This window comes from Janthinobacterium sp. SUN118 (assembly GCF_030397695.1).
Taxonomy (GTDB): Bacteria; Pseudomonadota; Gammaproteobacteria; order Burkholderiales; family Burkholderiaceae_D; genus Janthinobacterium.
Window position 1 is genome coordinate 251,121 of the sequence record NZ_JAPUBV010000002.1, and the last position, 18,769, is coordinate 269,889.

Genomic DNA, 18,769 nt, shown 5'->3' on the forward strand with positions numbered 1-18,769 from the left:
CTAACCCGACCTACCCGACATTGGACCAAAAAAAATGGGCAGCCCGCAAAGGCTGCCCATTTTTCATGCATCACTTCAAATACTTACTTCAATACAACTGCCGCGCCCGCCTGCTCGCTGGCCATGGCGGACAGGGCCGCAAACAGTTCCGAGCCATCGCGCGTGTTGATCCATGCGTCGCCCACGCGCTTGTAATGGAAACCGCCGGAACGGGCCGCCACCCACATCTCGCGCATGGGGGCCTGGCTGTTGACGATGATTTTCGTGCCGTTGTCGATGAACTCGATCTCCAGCACATTGCCGCTGCGGCTGCATTCGACGTCGAGCACGTCCGCATCGTTCAGCCGGTCCAGCGCCGCCTCGATGTCCGTCAGGGTGGCTTCGGCCAGGGCCAGGAATTCCGATTCGCTCATGCTACACTCCAAAGATCTTAATCAAACCGTGATTCTAATCGTGAAGTCATCCTCAGCGTTTTATATCGGCATTGCCATTGTGGTTTCTAGCATCCTGGCCGGCTGCGGCCAGCCCGGTCCCCTGTACCTGCCCAAGCCGCCAGCGGCCAAGCCGGCGCCGGCCAAGGGCCCGATCGAACCGGCTCCCGTGCCGCCGCCACCGGTGATCGTGCCGGTGACCTAAACGGAACGTACCGGGGTGGCCGCAGCGGCCGCCCTGGCGCTCTTCACGCGCTTATTCCAGGCGAAATACACACGGATTAACAGCAGTAGCGCGACGATGGCGCCGAACAGGATGGGTTGCGCGAAGTTGTGCTTGCCCGCCTTCATCCACCAGAAGTGCAAGATGCCGAGCGGCGCGATCACATAGATCAGCCGGTGCAACCACTGCCAGCGCTTGCCGCCCAGGCGTTTCACCATCGCATTCGTGCTCGTCGCGGCCAGCGGGATCAACAGCACGAAAGCGATGAAGCCCACCGTGATGAACGGGCGCTTGAGCACATCCTTCCACATTTCCTGCACGTCGAAGAAGTGATCGAACCACAAAAAAGTGGTGAAATGCAGTGCCGCGTAGAAAAAAGCGAACAGGCCCAGCATGCGCCGCAACTTGATCAGCCAATTCCATTGCGTGAAGCGCCGCAAGGGCGTGACGGCCAGGCTGATGCACAGGAAATACAGGGTCCAGTCGCCCGTGCCGCGCGTGATGAATTCCAGCGGCTCCACCAGTTGCCCCGTATACGTCAGCCAGACCATGCGCGCGAACGGCAGCAGCGCCAGCAGGAAAATCAGGCTTTTCAGCAGCGACAGCTGTTTGCCCGTAGGGTTGATGGCCATGCTCATTCCTTAAAAGAATTTCTTCAGATCCATGCCCGCATACAGCGAGGCGACATCGTTATAGCCGTTGAACATCAGGGTCTTGCGCTTGCGCGACAGAAAACCATCTTCGCCGATGCGCCGCTCCGTGGCCTGCGACCAGCGCGGATGGTCGACATTCGGATTCACGTTCGAATAAAAACCGTATTCGGATGGCGCCGCCAGGTTCCAGGCCGTGCGCGGCTGTTCCTTGACGAAACGGATCTTGACGATGGATTTGGCGGATTTAAAACCATACTTCCACGGCAACACCATGCGCACGGGCGCGCCATTCTGGTTCGGCAGGGTTTCCCCATACATGCCCAGGGTCAGCAGCGCCAGCGGATGATTTGCCTCGTCGAGACGCAAACCTTCCACATACGGCCACTGCAGCACGCGGCTGCCCACGCCCGGCATCTGCTTCTTGTCGGCCAGGGTGATGAATTCCACGTACTTGGCATTGCCCGTCGGCTCGACTTTCTTGATAATTTCCGAGAAGGAATAACCGACCCATGGGATGACCATCGACCAGCCTTCCACGCAGCGCAGCCGGTACACGCGCTCCTCCAGCGGCGCCAGTTTAAGCAGCGCATCGAGGTCGAGCGTCATCGGCTTCTTGACTTCGCCTTCGATGCTGACCGTCCACGGACGCGTGCGCAGGGTACCCGCGTTTTGCGCGGGATCGCTCTTGTCCGTGCCGAACTCGTAGAAGTTGTTGTAGGTGGTGGCGTCCTTGTACGCCGTCTGCTTTTCCAGCGCCGAATAGGCGGGATTGAGCTTGGCGGCCAGCTTGGGATTGGTGCCTTGCGCGAACGCTTCGCGGCTGGCCATTTCCAGCAAGGCCGCGCTGGAAAGCGAACCCAGCGCCACCTGCTTGATGAAACTGCGGCGCGATTCGAACACGGCGCGTGGCGTGATTTCGGAAGAATACGGCAATTCGATGCCGTTGGGACTGCGCTTGATCAACATGGCGGCTCCGGGAAAAGGTGATGGAATCTACCTTACACCAGTTTTCCCAAGCCGTTCATGACGCTTCTGTCATGCAGAAAAGTGCCCGAAAAGAGTTCAGGGCAAGGCGCCTTGCCGCAGCCAGTACGCAGAGTACGGCTGGGCGAGGCAAGGCCGCCACGGGCTTTTTCTCGGGAACTTCTTAAAGTTTGCCGTAAGAATGGAGGCCGGAGAGGAACATGTTGACACCCAAAAACGCGAATGTCGTCACCAGCAAGCCCACCAGCGCCCACCACGAGGCGACGCGGCCGCGCAAGCCCGTCATCAGGCGCATGTGCAGCCAGGCCGCATAGTTGAGCCAGACGATCAGCGCCCACGTTTCCTTCGGATCCCACGACCAGTAGCCGCCCCATGCCTCGGCCGCCCACAAGGCGCCCAGGATGGTCGCTACCGTAAAGAAAGCGAAGCCGACGGAAATGGCCTTGTACATGACGTCGTCGAGCACTTCCAGCGACGGCAGGCGGTCGACCAGGTAGCCGCTCGATTTCAGCAGGTAGGCCGAAGCGACCATGGCCGACAGCGCAAACGTGCCGTAGCCGATGAAGTTGGCCGGCACGTGGATCTTCATCCACCAGCTTTGCAGGGCCGGCACCAGCGGCTGGATCTCGGCCGCATCGCGCGTGACCGTGTACCACATGAGGAACACGACGGCCGCCGAGATGACCAGCATGACGAAGGCGCCCAGCTGGCGCGTCGCGTAATGCTGCTCGTAATACAGGTAGAACATGGCCGTGATCAGGGAAAACAGGATGAACACTTCATACAGGTTCGACACGGGAATGTGGCCCACATCGGCGCCGATCAGGTAAGACTCGTACCAGCGCACCAGCATGCCCGTCAGGCCCAGCACCACGCCCGCCCAGCACAGCAGGGAGCCGACGGACGAGCCGAATTCCGAGCGGGCCACGAGGCCGATCCAGTAGAACAAGGTCGACAGCACGAACAAGGTGCCCATCCACAGGATGGCGGATTGGCTCGACAATATGTATTTCAGGAAGAATTTCTGGTTGGCCATGTCCAGGTGGCCGCCGTACAGCTCGATGGCGAACAGCGACAGCACGGCCGCCACGGGGATCAGCCAGCGCACGGGCTTCCAGTACCAGCCCAGCCACGCAAACGTGGGTGCCGAGGCCAGCAGGATGGCTTTTTCATAGATATCCATGTAGGCGCCAAAGTGCACCAGACCGAACAGGGCTGCCGCCAGCAAGCCGGCGCCGTACACCCAGTCGATCAGGCTCAGGCGTTTAAAGAATCCCGGTTCCTGCGTATATATTTGCTTGTTTGCCATTTCCATCATTTTTCTCCATTCCCGGCGACGCGCAAGCGTCCCAGACACAGCGCAGCTTACGCCGATTGCGGCAGCTTTGCCTTCAAAGTCTCAAATTCTTTTTCAAAATCCAGCGTCTTGCGTTGCGTGCTCATGGCCATCAGGGCGTCGCTGCCGCCCTCGCCATCCTTGATCCACACCCACAGGCGGCGCTCGCGGATATAGAACATGGAAAACACGCCGATCACGAGGAACAGACAGCCGAGGTACACGACGCTCTTGCCCGGCGAACGCGTCACTTGCAGCACGGAAGCCTTGATTTCCGTAAAGTCGTCGAGTTGCAGATACACGGGCGCGCCATAGAAGAAGCTGTCGGACAATGCATTCGTGGCCAGTTGCAGGAAGCGGCCATGCTTGTCATCGGCCTCGATGGCTTTCAAGCCATCCTTGGCGCGCGCCGCCTGCCACAGGTCCCACAGGCTGCCATTCAGGATTTTCATGAAGATATCGGCCGCTTTTTCTTGCTCAGCGGCAGGAATTTTCTCCAGGAAGCGCGAAATGGCGAGGAAACCACCCTCTTGTCCATTGCCGGCAAAGATGCCGAGGCTCTTTGCGGCCGATTCCTGCAGCTGGCTGCGCAAGGCTTCCGCGCCCGCCTGCGGCATGGCGCGCGCCGCATAGCGCGCGGCCGCCTGCTGGCGCAATTCCGGATCTTGCAGCGCGGCACGCAAGCGCATCCATTCCGTCACGCTGTAATTGTCGTCGGCGGGAATGCGCAGGTAGCTGAACGGATCGCTGGGATTGATGCGCATGCCGGCCAGGAACACCGTCGTACCGTCGACCGTGACGGGCTGCATGTAATTCTGGTATTCGCGCGCCTGGCCCGTCTTGTCGCGCAATTTGTATTGCACCGAAGGCCCCACGTTCTTGAGATCCTTGTTATTCGCGTTCTTTGCGGCCGAGCCCAGACGCTTGTCCAGCCCCACGGAGAATTTCTCGTTGAAACTTTCCGCCTTGCTCACGGCGCGCACATCCTGGCCTGCGCTGAGGTTTTCCACGTTGAATGGACGGAAACCCGACCATTCCACCGTATAGGAATTGCCGTCGCTGCGCTCGAGCGGCGTGCTGCCGCCCACTTCGCCGCCGATATCGAAGCGCTTGGTGGTCTTGCCCACCATGGGGAAACCAGTCAATTTGAGCTTGCTGCCGCCATCTTCAAAACTGGACTGGTACAGGGCCAGGCCCTTGTACAGCAGCGGCTCGTTGACTTTAATGGTTGCAGGGAAAGTCTCGCCCGTTGCATGGTCGGTGACGACCACGTCGCTGGCGAACAGCTTGGGCATGCCCGTGCTGTAGAAATCGATGTGGAATTTCTTCAGCAGGATGGTAATCGGCAAATCCTGGATCAGCACGCCATCGGCCTGGGGGATGATGGCCGTGTTGCTCGACGAGCCTTCCGGGATCATGGTATTGCCGCGGAAAGTAGGGTTAGCCAGGCTCAAACGATGCTGGGCGGGAATATCGGCAATCACGCCGCTGCCGGCAAACGGTGTCTTGCCGAAGAACCACTGCTGTACGCGGATCGGCATTTCCGAATCGAGCAAGCCGCCCACGCAGATGATGACGATGGCGCCGTGGGCAAAGATATAACCCCATTTGTTCGCTGCGCCCCGCTTGGCGGCCACCAGGGTGGCATTGTCCTTTTCCACCACCTTGGCGCCGTAGCCGGCATCCTTCAGGCGCATCACCATCTGCTGCGCCAGCACGGCGCGCGGCAGCGGCGCCTGCCATTCCGCCTTGTGGTGGAAGTTGCGCAGCGACTGTTCGCGCACATTGTCGCGCCAGCTGCGCATGTCCTTCAGCATCTTCGGCGCATTGCGCACGATGCACAGCGACGTCGAGGCGACCAGGAAACCCATGATGACGAGAAACCACCAGGCCGAATACACGGAATACAGGCTCAGCTTGTCGAAAACGGAGAACCAGAACGGACCGAACTGGTTCACATAATTGGGCATGGGCTCGTTCTGCTTGAGCACGGTGCCGATGATGGAGGCCACGGCGATCAGGGTCAGCAAGCTGATGGCAAAGCGCATCGACGAGACCAGCTCGACGAATTCTGCCAGGCTGCGGCGTTGGGTCTTTAGCTCGATTCCGGTCGTGCCTGTGCTCATACGTTGATACTCATACGGGATATGCAATCTTCAAGAAAATGGGGCATGGAGCAGATAGTTTCTCCGCGCAAGGCGGCAGCATACTCCTGTTTCGCGCATGCCATAAAAAAGGGCAGCCCGTCGAAACGGCCGCCCTTGTTCATGTGCGTAGGAACGCGTGGCAATCTCTTGCCACTATGAAAACTTACTTCAGGCCGGCGATGTAATCGGCAACGGCGGCGATCTCGTCGTCCGACATGCGGGCGGCGATGGTGTGCATTTCGGCGCTGTTTTTGCGGGCATCGGCCTTGGTGCTGCGGAACATGGTCAGCTGGGCCACCGTGTAATCCTGGTGCTGGCCGGCGATGCGCGGATACTGGACGGGAATGCCATTGCCCGTCGCGCCATGACAGCTGGCACAGGCGGCAACGTGCTTGGCAGCAATACCGCCGCGGTAGATTTTCTTGCCCAGGTCAATCGTATCCTTGTTCTTCGCGGCGCCCGGCTTGGAGACCTGCGCGCCCAGGTAGGCGGCGATATTCTTCTTGTCGGCGTCGCTGAGCATCTTCGCGTAGGTCGTCATCACGGGCTGGTTGCGCTGCGGCGTGGTGAAATCGACCAATTGCTTGTAAATATAGTTTTCGTGCTGGCCAGCCAGCTTCGGATTGACGGCGATGGTCGAATTGCCGGCGGCGCCATGGCAGGAGACGCAGGCGGGCAAGCCGCGCGCCGCATCGCCATCGGCATACAGGGTGGCGCCCTTGGCGGGGTCGGCCTTGACGGCGACCGCTGGCGCGTGGGCCGGTTTCGGTTCTTCGACCGCGGAAGCAGTTGCCGATACAGCCAGCAAAGCGAGCAGCATGGATTGGACAAACGGTGAAAACGCACGATTCATTCAGGCACCCTGAGACAGTGAGAAATTAGTGGTGGACATTGCCGCGCCCTGGGGATTTTTGCTTTATTTTCAGGGCCGCAAGCCGCATCGCTGCTACGCCGGCAACAATAAACAACCCCTTATTGTACAATAGCTTCTTGGCGTTATCGCTCCCTTATCGCTCCCTTTTGTTGCTTTACTACTCCCATGTCAAAACTCTGGCAAGCCCGCTTCTTTACGACCGTCAACCAATTGCGTGACCTGCCCGATACCACGGTGCCGGAAATCGCTTTTGCCGGCCGCTCCAATGCCGGTAAATCGACCGCCATCAACATCTTGTGTAATCAGAAAGGCTTGGCGTTCGCCTCCAAGACACCTGGCCGTACCCAGCACATCAACTACTTCTCCATCGGTGGCGCCCACGTGGCGCAGCACCGCAAGGATGCCACCATCGTCGAAGAGATCGAATGCCTGCTGGTCGACTTGCCGGGCTACGGCTACGCGGAAGTATCGGGTTCGGCCAAGCTGCACTGGCAGCGCCTGCTGGGCGACTACGTGCAGCGCCGCGAACAATTGGCCGGCTTGATCCTGATCATGGATTCGCGCCGTCCGTTCACCGACCTGGACATCCAGATGCTGGAATGGTTCGCCCCGACGGGCAAGCCCATCCACTGCATCCTGACGAAAGTCGATAAGCTCAACCGCAATGAATCGGTCAACGCGCTGCGCCAGGCAAAAGCCAAGCTCGACAGCTACGTGGACGAAGACGGCATCGGCTTCCCGTTCACCGTGCAACTGTTCTCGGCCCTGAAGCGCGTCGGCATCGAAGAGGCCAACGACAAGATCATGGAACTGGCCGGCATCAGCGAAGACGGCGCGGCCCAGATGGTCGAGCTGATCGAGATGGAAGACGACGTGGAACCGGAAGCAGGCACAGACAAACCCGCCTGATTTTCTTCAGCGGCAAACAAAAAGGCTGCCCGTTCGCACGGTGCAGCCTTTTTTATTGCGACGGCCCCTGACGCCGCAGCAGGTCGCAATACAGGATCATGATTCCTGACTTCCATGACCGGCGCTCTGCGGCGCTACCCGCTGCTGGCCGTGCCGGCACTACGTCGCAACGGGCGCCTTGCAGCGCATCCGGCTCTGCCATTAATAACTTCACAACAATTTCCCACGACCTACTTAGCGGCGTCCCGGCCCTGGCCGCTTCTCGGAAAAGAACTCCTGGCGCAGGAACGCCATCAGCTCGGCCGTGTCTTCGACGCGGGCGCTGAGGTTGACGTTGCGTCCCAGGCGGCGCGATTCCCAGACGAAATCGCCCGGTTTTTCGGCACGGATCAGCTGGATCATCTTCTTGATGATGGCCGTTTCGATATCGGGCTCATTGCCCAGCTCGACTTTTTCCTGCTTCAGCCAATTGCGCTTGAAGTTGCCATTCCAGCCCTTGAACTTGACTTCGGCACTGAACGAGGTCTGGTTGACGATGGAAAACACACCGCCCGAATCCTCGCGGTCGCTGCCGGAATTGCGCCCTTGTGCACCCGCGATATTCGCCTTGGCCACGCGCATGGCGCGGTCGTTTTCGCTTTCCTCGGCCGGCGGCGTGGGATTCTGCGCTTCGCGCTGCTTGCGGCGCTGCTCGATCATCGAACTCATGTCTTCAGCCGGCGGTGGCGGCAACGGCACTTTCGACACCAGTGGCGGCGTATACGTTTCCAGCTTCGGCTTGTCGCGCGGCACGTCCTTCGTCACCACGCGCTTGCTCGGCGCCGGCGGTGGTTTCACCTTGGCAACCTTCGTATCCTTTGGCTTCGGCGTGGGTTTCGGCTGCGGCTTCGGTTGCGGCTTGTCCTTCAGCGGCGCGATGTAGACCATCGAGCTTTCCTTCTTCGGCGGCGGAATCTTCTCGATCTTGTCGCTATGAAACAAAACATAGGCGGCCAGCAGCACGTGCAGCAAGACGGACACGCCCAGCGCAACCTTGCGCGTGGTGCTGGTCTTGGACCCGTAGGCCGGTGGTGGCTGGATCAATTGCCCGCAGGTGGGGCAATAATCGGAATCGGCAGCCATCAGATGGGTCGTGTCATGCAAAATGAATCGTGCTTTCTGTGTAGCGAAGAAATAACATTACAGGGCAGCCATAGTGCCAGAGTCCCTTGCTTTTGGGAACACTTCCTCGGCCTTTCCAACCCGAAGCGTACAGGATAGCGACATTCCTTGCAGCGATGTCAGAGTACCCGAGCCTTCCCTTGACGGTTGTTACCGTATGTATCACCCCCCATACAAAACCGGCGCCGCATTCACGCAGGAACGGGGCGCCGGTCGTCCACCATGCAGACGGTCAGACCTTGTTGTCGAGCGCAACCAGCTGTTCGTCCGTCAACGGTCCCGTGCCGCTGAACTTGTCCAGGAACAGATAGATGACGGGCGTGATGAACAGGGTAATGACTTGCGAGAAGATCAAGCCGCCCACCACGGCCAGGCCCAGCGGCTGGCGCAGTTCGGCGCCCGCGCCCAGGCCCAGGGCGATCGGCAAGGCGCCCATCAGGGCCGCCGCCGTGGTCATCATGATGGGACGGAAACGCAGGATGCACGCCTGGCGGATGGCTTCGGGCGGGCTCATGCCTTCATTGCGCTGCGCATGCAGGGCGAAGTCGATCATCATGATGGCGTTTTTCTTGACGATACCGATCAGCATCAAAATACCGATGATGGCGATCATGGTCAGGTCCATGCCGAACAGGCGCAGGGTCAGCAATGCCCCCACGGCGGCCGACGGCAGGCCGGCCAGGATGGTCAGCGGATGGATATAGCTTTCGTACAAGACGCCGAGCAGCACATAGATCACGGCCAGCGCAGCGATGATGAGGATGATCTGGCTCGATTGCGAACTCTGGAAGACGGCCGCGTCGCCGCCGTAGCGCGTGATGATGGAGGCCGGCAAGTTCATGTCCTTGGCCATCGCGTCGATCTTGCCCGTAGCGATGCCCAGCGGCACGTCCGGCGCCAGGTTGAAGGCCAGCGTGACGGCCTGCAGCTGCCCCTGGTGATTCACGGAAGTGGGGCCGATCGTGCGTTCCACACGAGCAATACTGGACAATTTGATCAGTTCGCCCGACTTGCTGCGCACGGATACGCGCGTCAGCGCATCGTCATACTGGCGGTCCGGCGTGGCCGCTTCCAGGATCACGTAATAGCTGGCCGCCGACGAATAGATGGTCGATACTTGCCGCTCGCCAAACGCGCTGTACAGGGCCGTGCGGATGTCGGACATCTGCACACCGAGCAGATTGGCCTTGTCGCGGTCGATTTTCAGCGACGCCTGCAAGCCCTTGATCTGCGAGTCGCTGGTGACGTCGCGGAAGGCCGGATCGGTACGCATGCCAGCAATAAACTTTTCCGCCCAGTCATTCAAGGCGTCGGGACTGACGCTTTGCAAGGTGTACTGGTAGCGGCTCTTGCTCTGGCGCCCGCCCAGCTGCAAGTTCTGCACGGGGCGGAAATACACGGCCATGCCGGGCACGGCGCTCGTCGCGCGGCGCAGGTTTTCCAGCACCACCGGCATTTTCGGCCGTTCGCTGCGCGGCTTCAAGACCATGAACATGCGGCCCGTATTGCCGCCGCCGACGAACGAGGTCACGTCCTGCACGCTGGGATCGGCGCGGATCACGTCGGCGATGCGGTTCTGCAAGGTCTGCAAGGCTTCCGAGGAAATATCTTCCGACGCTTCCGTGTTGACCTGGATCTGGCCCAGGTCTTCCTCGGGGAAGAAGCCTTTCGGGATGGTGCTGTAGAGGATTACCGTCAGCGCGAACGTGACCACGGCAATGCCCAACACCACATTGCGGTGCGCCAAAGCCTTGTCGAGCATAAACACATAGCCATTGCGCAGGCGCGTAAAGCCCGCCTCGAAATGGCGGCCGATGAAGCTTTTTTCACCGTGGCTCGGATCGCTGTCATTGTGCTCGCGCGAATCGGCGGGCAAGAAGCGGCTGGCCAGCATCGGTACCAGGGTCAGCGACACGATGGCCGAGACCAGCACGGCCAGCGAGACGACGACGGCGAATTCATGGAACAGCAAGCCGATCACGCCCGGCATGAAGAAGATGGGGATGAACACGGCCACCAGCGAGACGGAGATCGAGATGATGGTAAAGCCCATCTCTTTCGCCCCTTCCAGGGCGGCGCGAATCGGTTTCTTGCCCATTTCAATATGGCGCACGATGTTTTCCAGCACCACGATGGCATCGTCGACCACCAGGCCGACGGCCAGGGTAATGCCCAGCAGCGAAACATTGTCGAGGCTATAGCCGAGCCAGTACAGCAGGGCCAGCGCGCCGAGCAGGGAAATCGGCATGGTGACGGCGGGAATGAAGGTGGCCGCCGCGCGGTGCAGGAACAGGAAGATCACCAGCACCACCAGCACCACCGTCAGGGCCAGGGTCAGGTTGACGTCGTGGATGGCTTCGCGGATCGACAGCGAACGGTCGTTGACCAGGCTGATCTGTATTGACTGCGGCAATTGCTCCCGGAAACCCGGCAGCAGGCGGCGCACGCCATCGACCACTTGCACGGTGTTGGCGTCCGGTTGGCGCTGCACCATCAGGCTGATCGAGCGCTCGCCATTGAAACTGCCGGCCGCCTTGATCGATTGGAAACTGTCCTCCACCTCGGCCACGTCCTTCAGGCGCACGGGCTGGCCGTTGCGGCTGGCGACGATCAGTTCGGCAAAGTCGGCCGCCTTCATCATTTGCGGATTGCCCTGGATGGTCAGGGTCTGGCTCGGACCGTCGAGAATGCCCAGCGGCGAATTCGTGTTCGACGTGCGCAGCGCCGTGGCCAGCTCGTCCATCGTCAGATTGCGCGCATTCATCAAATCGGCACGGGCGCGCACGCGCACGGCAAAGCGTTTCTGCCCGTTCACGATGACCTGGGCCACACCGGGCAGTGTCGACAGGCTAGGCGCGATCAGGTTTTCCGCGTAATCATTGAGATCCGACAAGTTCAGCGATGGCGACGTCAACTGGATGAACAGCACGGGCGCGTCGGCCGGGTTGACCTTGCGGTAGGACGGCAAGTCCGTCATTTCCGTCGGCAACTGGCGTTGCGCGCGCAGCAGGGCCGCCTGCACGTCGACGGCCGCCTCGTTGACATTGATGCTGGCGTCAAATTCCAGGGTCAGCGAGGTGTTGCCCAGCGTACTCGTGGACGTGATCAGGCTCAGGCCCGAAATCGTGGAAAACTGCTTTTCCAGCGGCAAGGCCACCGAGGACGCCATGGTTTCCGGACTGGCGCCGGCCAGGTCGGCGCTGACGTTGATGACCGGTGTGTTGTAGCTTGGCAAGGCCGCCACGGGAATTTGCAGATAGGCCAGCACGCCCGCCAGGATGATGCTCAAGGACAGCAGCACCACCATGACGGGGCGCCGGATGCTCAGTTCGGACAGGTTCATGCTGGCTTGCCCTGCGGTGCGGCGGCGCCATCGGCAGCCTTGTGTTTTTCCGCCAGGCGCACCTTGCTGCCCGGACGCAGATTCTGCTTGCCATCGACGATGACGTGTTCATCGCCTTGCAAGCCCGTGACGACGGCATTCGGCCCAAACGCATACACGCGGGCAATCTTGCGCATCCTGGCCGTGTTATCCGCTTCCATCGAGTACACGAAGATGCCCGTGGTATTGGTGATGATGGCGTTTTGCGGAATCACCAGCGCATCCTTGAGCGTGCGCACGGTCAGCTGCGTATTCACGTACTGGCCCGGCCACAGGTCGGTGCCGCCATTGTTGAAGCGGGCCTTGACCTTGATCACCCCCGTCGAGGCATCGACGGCATTGTCGATGAAGCTCAGCTTGCCTTCGAGCTGCTTGCCGCCCGCATCCGACAGCAGCGCCGTGACGGGCACCTCGCCCGCCTTTTGCGCCGCCAGCAAGCCTGACAGGCTGCTTTCAGGCAAGGTGAACGCCACATCGATGGGATCGAGCTGGGTAATGCTGGTCAGGGACGTGGTCGGCTGCACGAGGCTGCCGGCGTAGACATTGATGGCGCCCACGCGGCCACCCTGCGGCGCGCGCAGGACGGTATAGCTGGAATCGACCTGGGCCGCGCGCAGGGCGGCCTGGTCGGCGGCCAGCAAGGCGCGTGCAGCGTCGAGCTGGCTTTGCAGGGTGTCGACGGCGCCCTGGGCGATGAAATTCTTGCTCAGCAAATCCTGGTTGCGCTTGAGCTGGCGTTCAAGATCGGCCACCGAGGCGCGGTCGCGCAACACTTGCGCCTGCGCCTTGTCGACATTCGCGTGTTCGCTGCGCGCATCCAGCGTAAACATCAGCTCGCCCTGCTTGACGAACTGGCCTTCGCGGATATGCACCTTGGTGATCGTGCTGGTCGTCTGCGGATGCAGGTCGACGCTGCTGATCGGCATCACGCTGCCATTCGCCTGCAACAGCATCGGCACGTCCTGGCGCACGGGCAACACCACGCTGACCGTGGTCGGCGCCTGCGCCCCGCCCTTGCCTGCCTTGCCCTCCTGGCCGCCGGCCGTACCAGCGGACTGATGATTGAAATACCAGATGCCGCCACCGATACACAGGGCCGCACCCACGAGGATTGCCAGGCTAGTCTTTTTCATTGTTCTGTCACGCTGTCGCAGCGCAGGGCTGCAGGTTGAATGTAGTTACCAAGGAGGCATAACGCGCAATATTGTCGCATGGAAACGCTCACTTTCCTGCGTAATACTCTGGCACGATGAGGGTGACTTCCAGTCCACCGTCGACGTGATTGGCCAGCAAGACCGTGGCGCCATGCTGCTCGGCGATATTGCGGGCGATGGTCAGGCCGAGGCCCGTGCCGCCCGATTCGCGCGAGCGCGACGTCTCGATGCGGTAGAACGGCTCGAACACCTTCGCCAGTTGATCGGGCGCAATACCGGGTCCGCCATCGCGGATGCGGATGCGCGCCGCGCCCGCGATGCGCTCGACCGTCACCTGCGCATGCTGGCCATATTTGACGGCATTGTCGATCAGGTTGACCAGGCAGCGCCGCATGGCGATCGGGCGCGCCATCAGGGCCATGCCCGCGTGGCCGCCGAGCGTCACTTTCTGGCCCGCATCGGCGGCGTCGGAACACACGCTGTCGAGCAGGGAATCGAGATCGAGCGCCTGCATGGCTTCCGTGCTATCCATCGAGCGGGCCAGGTCCAGCCCCTCCTTGACCATGCTCTGCATGGCGGACAGGTCGCCCACGAGGCGGTCATACAATTCCGTATCGGCCACTTTTTCCAGCCGCAAGCGCAAGCGCGTCAGCGGCGTCTGCAAATCGTGGGTGATGGCGGCCAGCATTTGTGTACGCTGGGAAATATGCTGGCGGATGCGCGCCTGCATGGCATTGAAGGCGGCGCTGGCCTGGCGGATCTCGCTGGCGCCCGACAGGGTCAGCGGCGGATGGTTGATGTCGTTGCCCAGGTCTTTCGCCGCCTGCGCCAGCTGTTTCAGCGGACGCATGGTCATGCGCGTGACCAGGTAGGCGAGGATGGCAATGCTGATCAGGAAAGGCAGCAAGGTGACCCAGTCGCTATGCTCGCCAAACGGCGGTTGCTGGCGCGGCGGCAAGACCATCAGGCGCAGCACATGGCCATCCTGCATGCGCACATCGAGGTTTTCGCACGTGCCGCCCCACGGCTTGGGACCGAACAGGCCCGGCGACTGGCGCGGCTGGATGCAGGCGGCCGGGCGCTCGGCCACCGCCGTGACCCTGAAGCCTTCGCCCAGCTTCGCTTGCAGGGCGGTGGAAAACTCCGTCGGCTTGCCTGGCGCATGCTCGACATCGGGACGTAATTCCAGGCGCACGCTGCCCTTGTTGGCCACTTTCAGGTACGCGGCGCGCGACGCCAGCGGCACCACGTCGGCCGCCATCACCAGTTGCTCGGCCCGTTCGACGGCATGGTAATCGCGGTATTGCTCGAGGGCTCGCTGGCGTTCGCCCACGGCCAGCCATTGCGTCAAGGCAGCCGAAGCCACCACGCCAAACAGCAACACCATGAAGACGCGGCCCGTCATCGAACCAAGGAAGGCCCTCACGCGTGCGGCTCCACATTGACCTGGCCGGCCAGCACATAGCCGCCGTTGCGCACGGTCTTGATGATCTGCGGCAAGCGGGCGTCCTCGCCGAGCTTTTGCCGCAAGCGGCTGATCTGGATATCGATCGAGCGGTCGAACGGGTCGGCGTCGCGGCCCTGGGTCAGGTTCAGCAGCTGGTCGCGGTTCAGCACGCGGTTCGGATGCTCGAGGAACACGCGCAGCAGACGGAATTCCGCGCCCGACAGCATGATCACCAGGCCGCTGGGATTGAGCAGGTGGCGCGCCGTCAAGTCCAGGGTCCAGCCCGAGAAGCGGATTTGCTGCGCCTTGTCCGACGGCACGTTCGATGGCATCGCATGGCTACGGCGCAGCACGCTGCGTATGCGCGCCAGCAATTCGCGCGGCTCGAACGGCTTTGGCAGGTAATCATCGGCGCCCATCTCCAGGCCCAGAATGCGGTCCAGCGGTTCGTTGCGTGCCGTCAACATGATCACCGGCACCGTCGATTGCGCGCGCAATTTGCGGCACAGGGTCAGGCCGTCGTCGCCGGGCAGATTCAAGTCGAGCACGATCAAATCGGGCCGTGTTTCATCGAGGATCTTCCACATGGCCGTGCCATCGGCCGCGCCCAGGGTGCGGTAGGCGTTCGTTTCCAGGTAATCCGCCAGCAAGCTGCGGATATCGCGGTCATCGTCGACGATGAGAATTGTAGAAGTGGGTTCCATGGTACGAATTATCCCCACTTCGCCCTGGCTTGCACAGCGCATTTGTATCGTCTTGTATATAGCAGACCCGAAGAAACATATAGATACAAACTGTCTGACAGCGGACACTTCGGCGAAACATGGCGCATCCAACATAGATCCCATGTGCAGCAACATGCGCATCTCTCATCACTTATAAAGGAATCAAGATGAACGCCTCAATGAAAACCTTACGCAAGAATATGATCATCGCCATGAGCGTGCTCAGCATGGGTGCGGCATCGCTGACCGTCCACGCCCAGGAAGCGGCCGCCAGCGCGCCCGCCGCCGGCACCAAGATGCAGCACGATGGCCAGCGCGGCCAGCACCGCGGCGGCAATCCCGGTGAACGCATGGCCAAGTATCAAGCCCGCCTGCACGATCAATTGAAGCTGACAGCCGCACAGGAACCGGCCTGGGCCACCTTCACGGCCGCGAACGCGCCGAAAAAACCGGCCGGCGACTGGAAAGCCAAGCGCGAAGCGTTCGCCAAGCTGTCGGCGCCGGAACGCATGGAGCAATGGATCGCCATGTCGAAGGAACGCATCGCCAGCCAGGAAAGCCGTCTGGCGTCGCTGAAAACCTTCTATGCCGTGCTGACGCCGGAACAGAAGAAAGTATTTGACGACAGCGTGCCTGGCGGCAAGCATGGCGGCCATGGTGGCGGCCATCGCGGCCACCACGGCATGCAGCAGCCGAAAGCCGGTTAAGTTCGCTTAACAGGCAGCAATAAAGAAAAAGGCCTGCTGTGCAGGCCTTTTCTTGTTTACAACGCGAGTGGACGCTTACTGCCCATCGAGCTTGCGCAGCGAGGTCAGGAACGTGGCGGCATTCTGGAAACCAATCACGCGCGACTGGGCGATCTCCTGTCCTTGCGGATTGAACATGATGATGCCGGGCGGACCAAACAGCTGGAAACGTTTCAGCATGGCCTTGTCGTCGGCGTCATTGGCCGTCACGTCCACCTGCAGCAGGACGGATTGCCCCATCTTTTCGCGCACGGCGGGGTCGACGAAGGTCAGCTTTTCCATCTCGATGCAGGACACGCACCAGTCCGCGTAAAAGTCCAGCAAGGCCGTCTTGCCGCCGAGCTGGGCCAGCGCAGCATCGAGCTGCGCCACGGTTTTCACGCGCGTAAACGGCTGCGCATGCACTTGTCCGCCGCCGAGGTGCGCCAGGGGCGCCAGCGGGTCGCGGCCACCGCTGGCCACGCCGACGAGCTGCATCGCGCCCAGCACGGCAAACACGAGGCCGAAGGCCTTGGCCACCCAGGCGTTTTTCGCGCCGCTGTTGCCGACCAGCAGATACATGCCGTAGCCGACGAACAGGACCGTCCAGCCCAGCATCTGCACGGCACCCGGCAGCACGGGCGAGACCAGCCACCAGGCCACGCCCAGCAGCAGCACGCCAAAGAAGCGCTTGACGGCATCCATCCAGGCACCGGCGCGCGGCAGCAAGGTGCCGGCCGAGACGCCGACCAGAATCAGGGGCACGCTCATGCCCACGGCCATGGCGAACAGGGCGCTGCCGCCGATGACGACGTCGCGCGTCTGGCTGATGTACAGCAAGGCGCCGGCCAGCGGCGCGGCCACGCACGGGCCCACGATCAGGGCGGAAATGGCGCCCATCACGAACACGCCCGCCAGGCGGCCCGACGATTGCTGGTTCGACACGGACGTCAGCTTGCCTTGCAGGAAGGCCGGCACTTGCAGCTCATAGAAACCGAACATCGACAGCGAGAGCGTCGCCATCAGCAGGGCAAAGAAGCCCAGCACCCATGGATTTTGCAGCTTGGCCGCCAGGCCTTCGCCGGCCAGGCCGGCCGCCACGCCCAGTGCCGTGTAGACGATGGCCATGCCCAGCGCATACGTCAGCGACAGCAGCAAGCCGCGCGAACGGCTGACCTTGGCGCCATCGCCGACGATGATCGACGACAGGATAGGCACCATCGGCAGCACGCACGGCGTAAAGGCCAGGCCCAGGCCCAGCAGCATGAACAGGGGCACGATGACCAGCAGCTTGCCGCCCTTCAGTGCCGATTCGATCTTGCCCATCTCGTTTTGTTGCGGCGCCGATGCGGCTGCCGCGGGCGCCGCCGCCACGGGATCGGGCGTGCTGGTGATATCCGCCTGGGGAATGCTCAGCACGGACACGCCAGGCGACGCTTGCGCCTGCGGGCCGTTGACGGCCGCCGTATCGACTGCCGGCGCGGCCGGCAAGGCGAATTTTGATGGCAAGCCGGCGCCGGGCGCCTTGCTCTGGCCGCCGCCACCGCCTACCAGCTGGGCCGTGGCATCCTGCGGCGCATAGCACAGGCCCTTGTCGGAACAGCCCTGGCCCGTCGCCTTCAGCGTGAAGGCGCCAGCCGCTTCCACGGGGATGGTGATGGTCAGGGTCTTGCGGAAGGTTTCCACGTTCTTCTGGAAGGTGTCGTCAAACTTGACCTTGCCGGCTGGATACACAGGTACCCCGAGCTTGGCGCCCACCGCCTCGAACTTGAAACGCTCGTGGTACATATAGTAACCATCGGCGATCACGTAAGTGACGGCGATGGTGGACGGGTCCTGCATGCGCGCGGAAAACTTAAAAGCCAGCTCGGGATCGAGGAATTCATCGTCGGCGCGGGCATGGCTGGCGCCAAAGACGGCCATGGCCAGCAGCAGACAGGTGGCAAACCAGGTCAGCAGTTGATGTAAAGGGGCGGCGCGCGCAGTGGCGCTGGAGGGGAAACGGGACATGAACGACCTTTTTCTGCGGCATCAGCTGTGCCATTCAACAAGAGACGCGCGGGGCGTGCAGTGGCTGCAGGGCCGGCGCGAAAGGAGAATAGTACACCGCTGAAAGGATAGCTGCAGCAGAAAACAAAAAAGCCAGGCTAGGCCTGGCTTTCTCAGATGCAATTACTGGGATTACTCGCCAGCAACTTCAACTGCTTCGGTCGTATCTGGACGATCCATCAGTTCAACGAACGCCATAGGAGCGTTATCGCCGACGCGGAAACCCATTTTCAGGATACGCACATAACCACCGTTACGGTTGGCGAAACGTGGGCCCAGTTCAGCGAACAGTTTGACGACCATTTCACGGTCGCGCAGGCGGTTGAAGGCCAGACGCTTGTTTGCCAGGGAGTCGGTTTTGCCCAGGGTCAGAATTGGCTCGACAACGCGGCGCAGTTCTTTTGCTTTTGGCAGGGTGGTTTTAATCGCTTCGTGACGCAGCAGCGATACTGTCATGTTGCGCAGCATTGCCAGACGGTGGGACGAGGTACGATTCAGTTTACGGAGGCCGTGACCGTGACGCATGATAAATCCTTTCGGTGAGTGTTTAAATTCCAGTTCTTCGATCG

16 protein-coding genes are annotated in these 18,769 nt (G+C 61.3%); 3 read left to right on the top strand and 13 right to left on the bottom strand.

Features of this window, described 5'->3' with window-relative positions; genetic code table 11:
* Positions 1–83: 83 nt before the first annotated feature.
* Positions 84–413, bottom strand: a complete 330-nt coding sequence (cyaY, locus tag O0880_RS16755; protein ID WP_071325647.1) for an iron donor protein CyaY — start codon at positions 411–413, stop codon at positions 84–86.
* On the opposite strand from cyaY, the gene O0880_RS16760 reads away from it, so the two are divergent.
* Positions 412–636: a lipoprotein gene (locus O0880_RS16760; RefSeq protein ID WP_289887561.1), complete on the top strand. Its 225-nt coding sequence runs from the start codon at positions 412–414 to the stop codon at positions 634–636. The genes cyaY and O0880_RS16760 overlap by 2 nt on opposite strands.
* Here O0880_RS16760 and O0880_RS16765 read toward each other — a convergent pair.
* The 5 genes from O0880_RS16765 to O0880_RS16785 form a co-directional block, all read right to left on the bottom strand.
* Positions 633–1,286, bottom strand: coding sequence for a protein-methionine-sulfoxide reductase heme-binding subunit MsrQ (locus O0880_RS16765; RefSeq protein WP_289887562.1), 654 nt, complete (start codon positions 1,284–1,286; stop codon positions 633–635). The genes O0880_RS16760 and O0880_RS16765 overlap by 4 nt on opposite strands.
* 9 nt (positions 1,287–1,295) lie before the next feature.
* Positions 1,296–2,273: a protein-methionine-sulfoxide reductase catalytic subunit MsrP gene (msrP, locus tag O0880_RS16770; RefSeq protein ID WP_289887563.1), complete on the bottom strand. Its 978-nt coding sequence runs from the start codon at positions 2,271–2,273 to the stop codon at positions 1,296–1,298.
* A 181-nt stretch (positions 2,274–2,454) separates the two neighbouring features.
* Positions 2,455–3,606, bottom strand: coding sequence for a c-type cytochrome biogenesis protein CcsB (gene ccsB, locus O0880_RS16775; RefSeq protein ID WP_071326745.1), 1,152 nt, complete (start codon positions 3,604–3,606; stop codon positions 2,455–2,457).
* A 50-nt stretch (positions 3,607–3,656) separates the two neighbouring features.
* Complete coding sequence (locus tag O0880_RS16780) at positions 3,657–5,753, bottom strand: cytochrome c biogenesis protein ResB (protein ID WP_071325651.1); 2,097 nt, start codon at positions 5,751–5,753, stop codon at positions 3,657–3,659.
* A gap of 184 nt (positions 5,754–5,937) precedes the next feature.
* A complete protein-coding gene (locus O0880_RS16785; RefSeq protein ID WP_071325652.1) occupies positions 5,938–6,627 on the bottom strand; it encodes a c-type cytochrome in 690 nt (229 codons plus the stop codon).
* A 186-nt stretch (positions 6,628–6,813) separates the two neighbouring features.
* On the opposite strand from O0880_RS16785, the gene yihA reads away from it, so the two are divergent.
* Positions 6,814–7,557 (top strand): ribosome biogenesis GTP-binding protein YihA/YsxC, encoded by a 744-nt coding sequence (gene yihA, locus O0880_RS16790; protein ID WP_071325653.1) that lies wholly within the window; start codon positions 6,814–6,816, stop codon positions 7,555–7,557.
* Between the two features lie 234 nt (positions 7,558–7,791).
* Here yihA and O0880_RS16795 read toward each other — a convergent pair whose 3' ends face one another.
* From O0880_RS16795 to O0880_RS16815, 5 genes are all read right to left on the bottom strand, one after another.
* A complete protein-coding gene (locus O0880_RS16795; RefSeq protein ID WP_232250990.1) occupies positions 7,792–8,679 on the bottom strand; it encodes a hypothetical protein in 888 nt (295 codons plus the stop codon).
* A 271-nt stretch (positions 8,680–8,950) separates the two neighbouring features.
* A complete protein-coding gene (locus tag O0880_RS16800) occupies positions 8,951–12,061 on the bottom strand; it encodes an efflux RND transporter permease subunit (protein WP_289887566.1) in 3,111 nt (1,036 codons plus the stop codon).
* On the bottom strand, positions 12,058–13,233 hold the full coding sequence (locus O0880_RS16805) for an efflux RND transporter periplasmic adaptor subunit (protein ID WP_071325656.1): 1,176 nt from the start codon (positions 13,231–13,233) through the stop codon (positions 12,058–12,060). Before O0880_RS16805 ends, O0880_RS16800 begins: the two co-directional genes overlap by 4 nt.
* Before the next feature lie 88 nt (positions 13,234–13,321).
* Entirely contained in the window at positions 13,322–14,680 is a 1,359-nt protein-coding gene (locus O0880_RS16810) for an ATP-binding protein (RefSeq protein ID WP_071325657.1), read from the bottom strand.
* Positions 14,677–15,405 (bottom strand): response regulator, encoded by a 729-nt coding sequence (locus tag O0880_RS16815; protein WP_034753223.1) that lies wholly within the window; start codon positions 15,403–15,405, stop codon positions 14,677–14,679. Before O0880_RS16815 ends, O0880_RS16810 begins: the two co-directional genes overlap by 4 nt.
* Before the next feature lie 188 nt (positions 15,406–15,593).
* Between O0880_RS16815 and O0880_RS16820 the strand changes: the two genes are divergently transcribed.
* Complete coding sequence (locus tag O0880_RS16820; protein WP_083412036.1) at positions 15,594–16,133, top strand: Spy/CpxP family protein refolding chaperone; 540 nt, start codon at positions 15,594–15,596, stop codon at positions 16,131–16,133.
* Positions 16,134–16,208: 75 nt separating this feature from the next.
* Here O0880_RS16820 and dsbD read toward each other — a convergent pair whose 3' ends face one another.
* On the bottom strand, positions 16,209–18,161 hold the full coding sequence (gene dsbD, locus O0880_RS16825; protein ID WP_289887570.1) for a protein-disulfide reductase DsbD: 1,953 nt from the start codon (positions 18,159–18,161) through the stop codon (positions 16,209–16,211).
* Positions 18,162–18,332: 171 nt separating this feature from the next.
* Positions 18,333–18,725 (bottom strand): 50S ribosomal protein L17, encoded by a 393-nt coding sequence (gene rplQ, locus O0880_RS16830; protein ID WP_034753219.1) that lies wholly within the window; start codon positions 18,723–18,725, stop codon positions 18,333–18,335.
* Between the last annotated feature and the right edge of the window lie 44 nt (positions 18,726–18,769).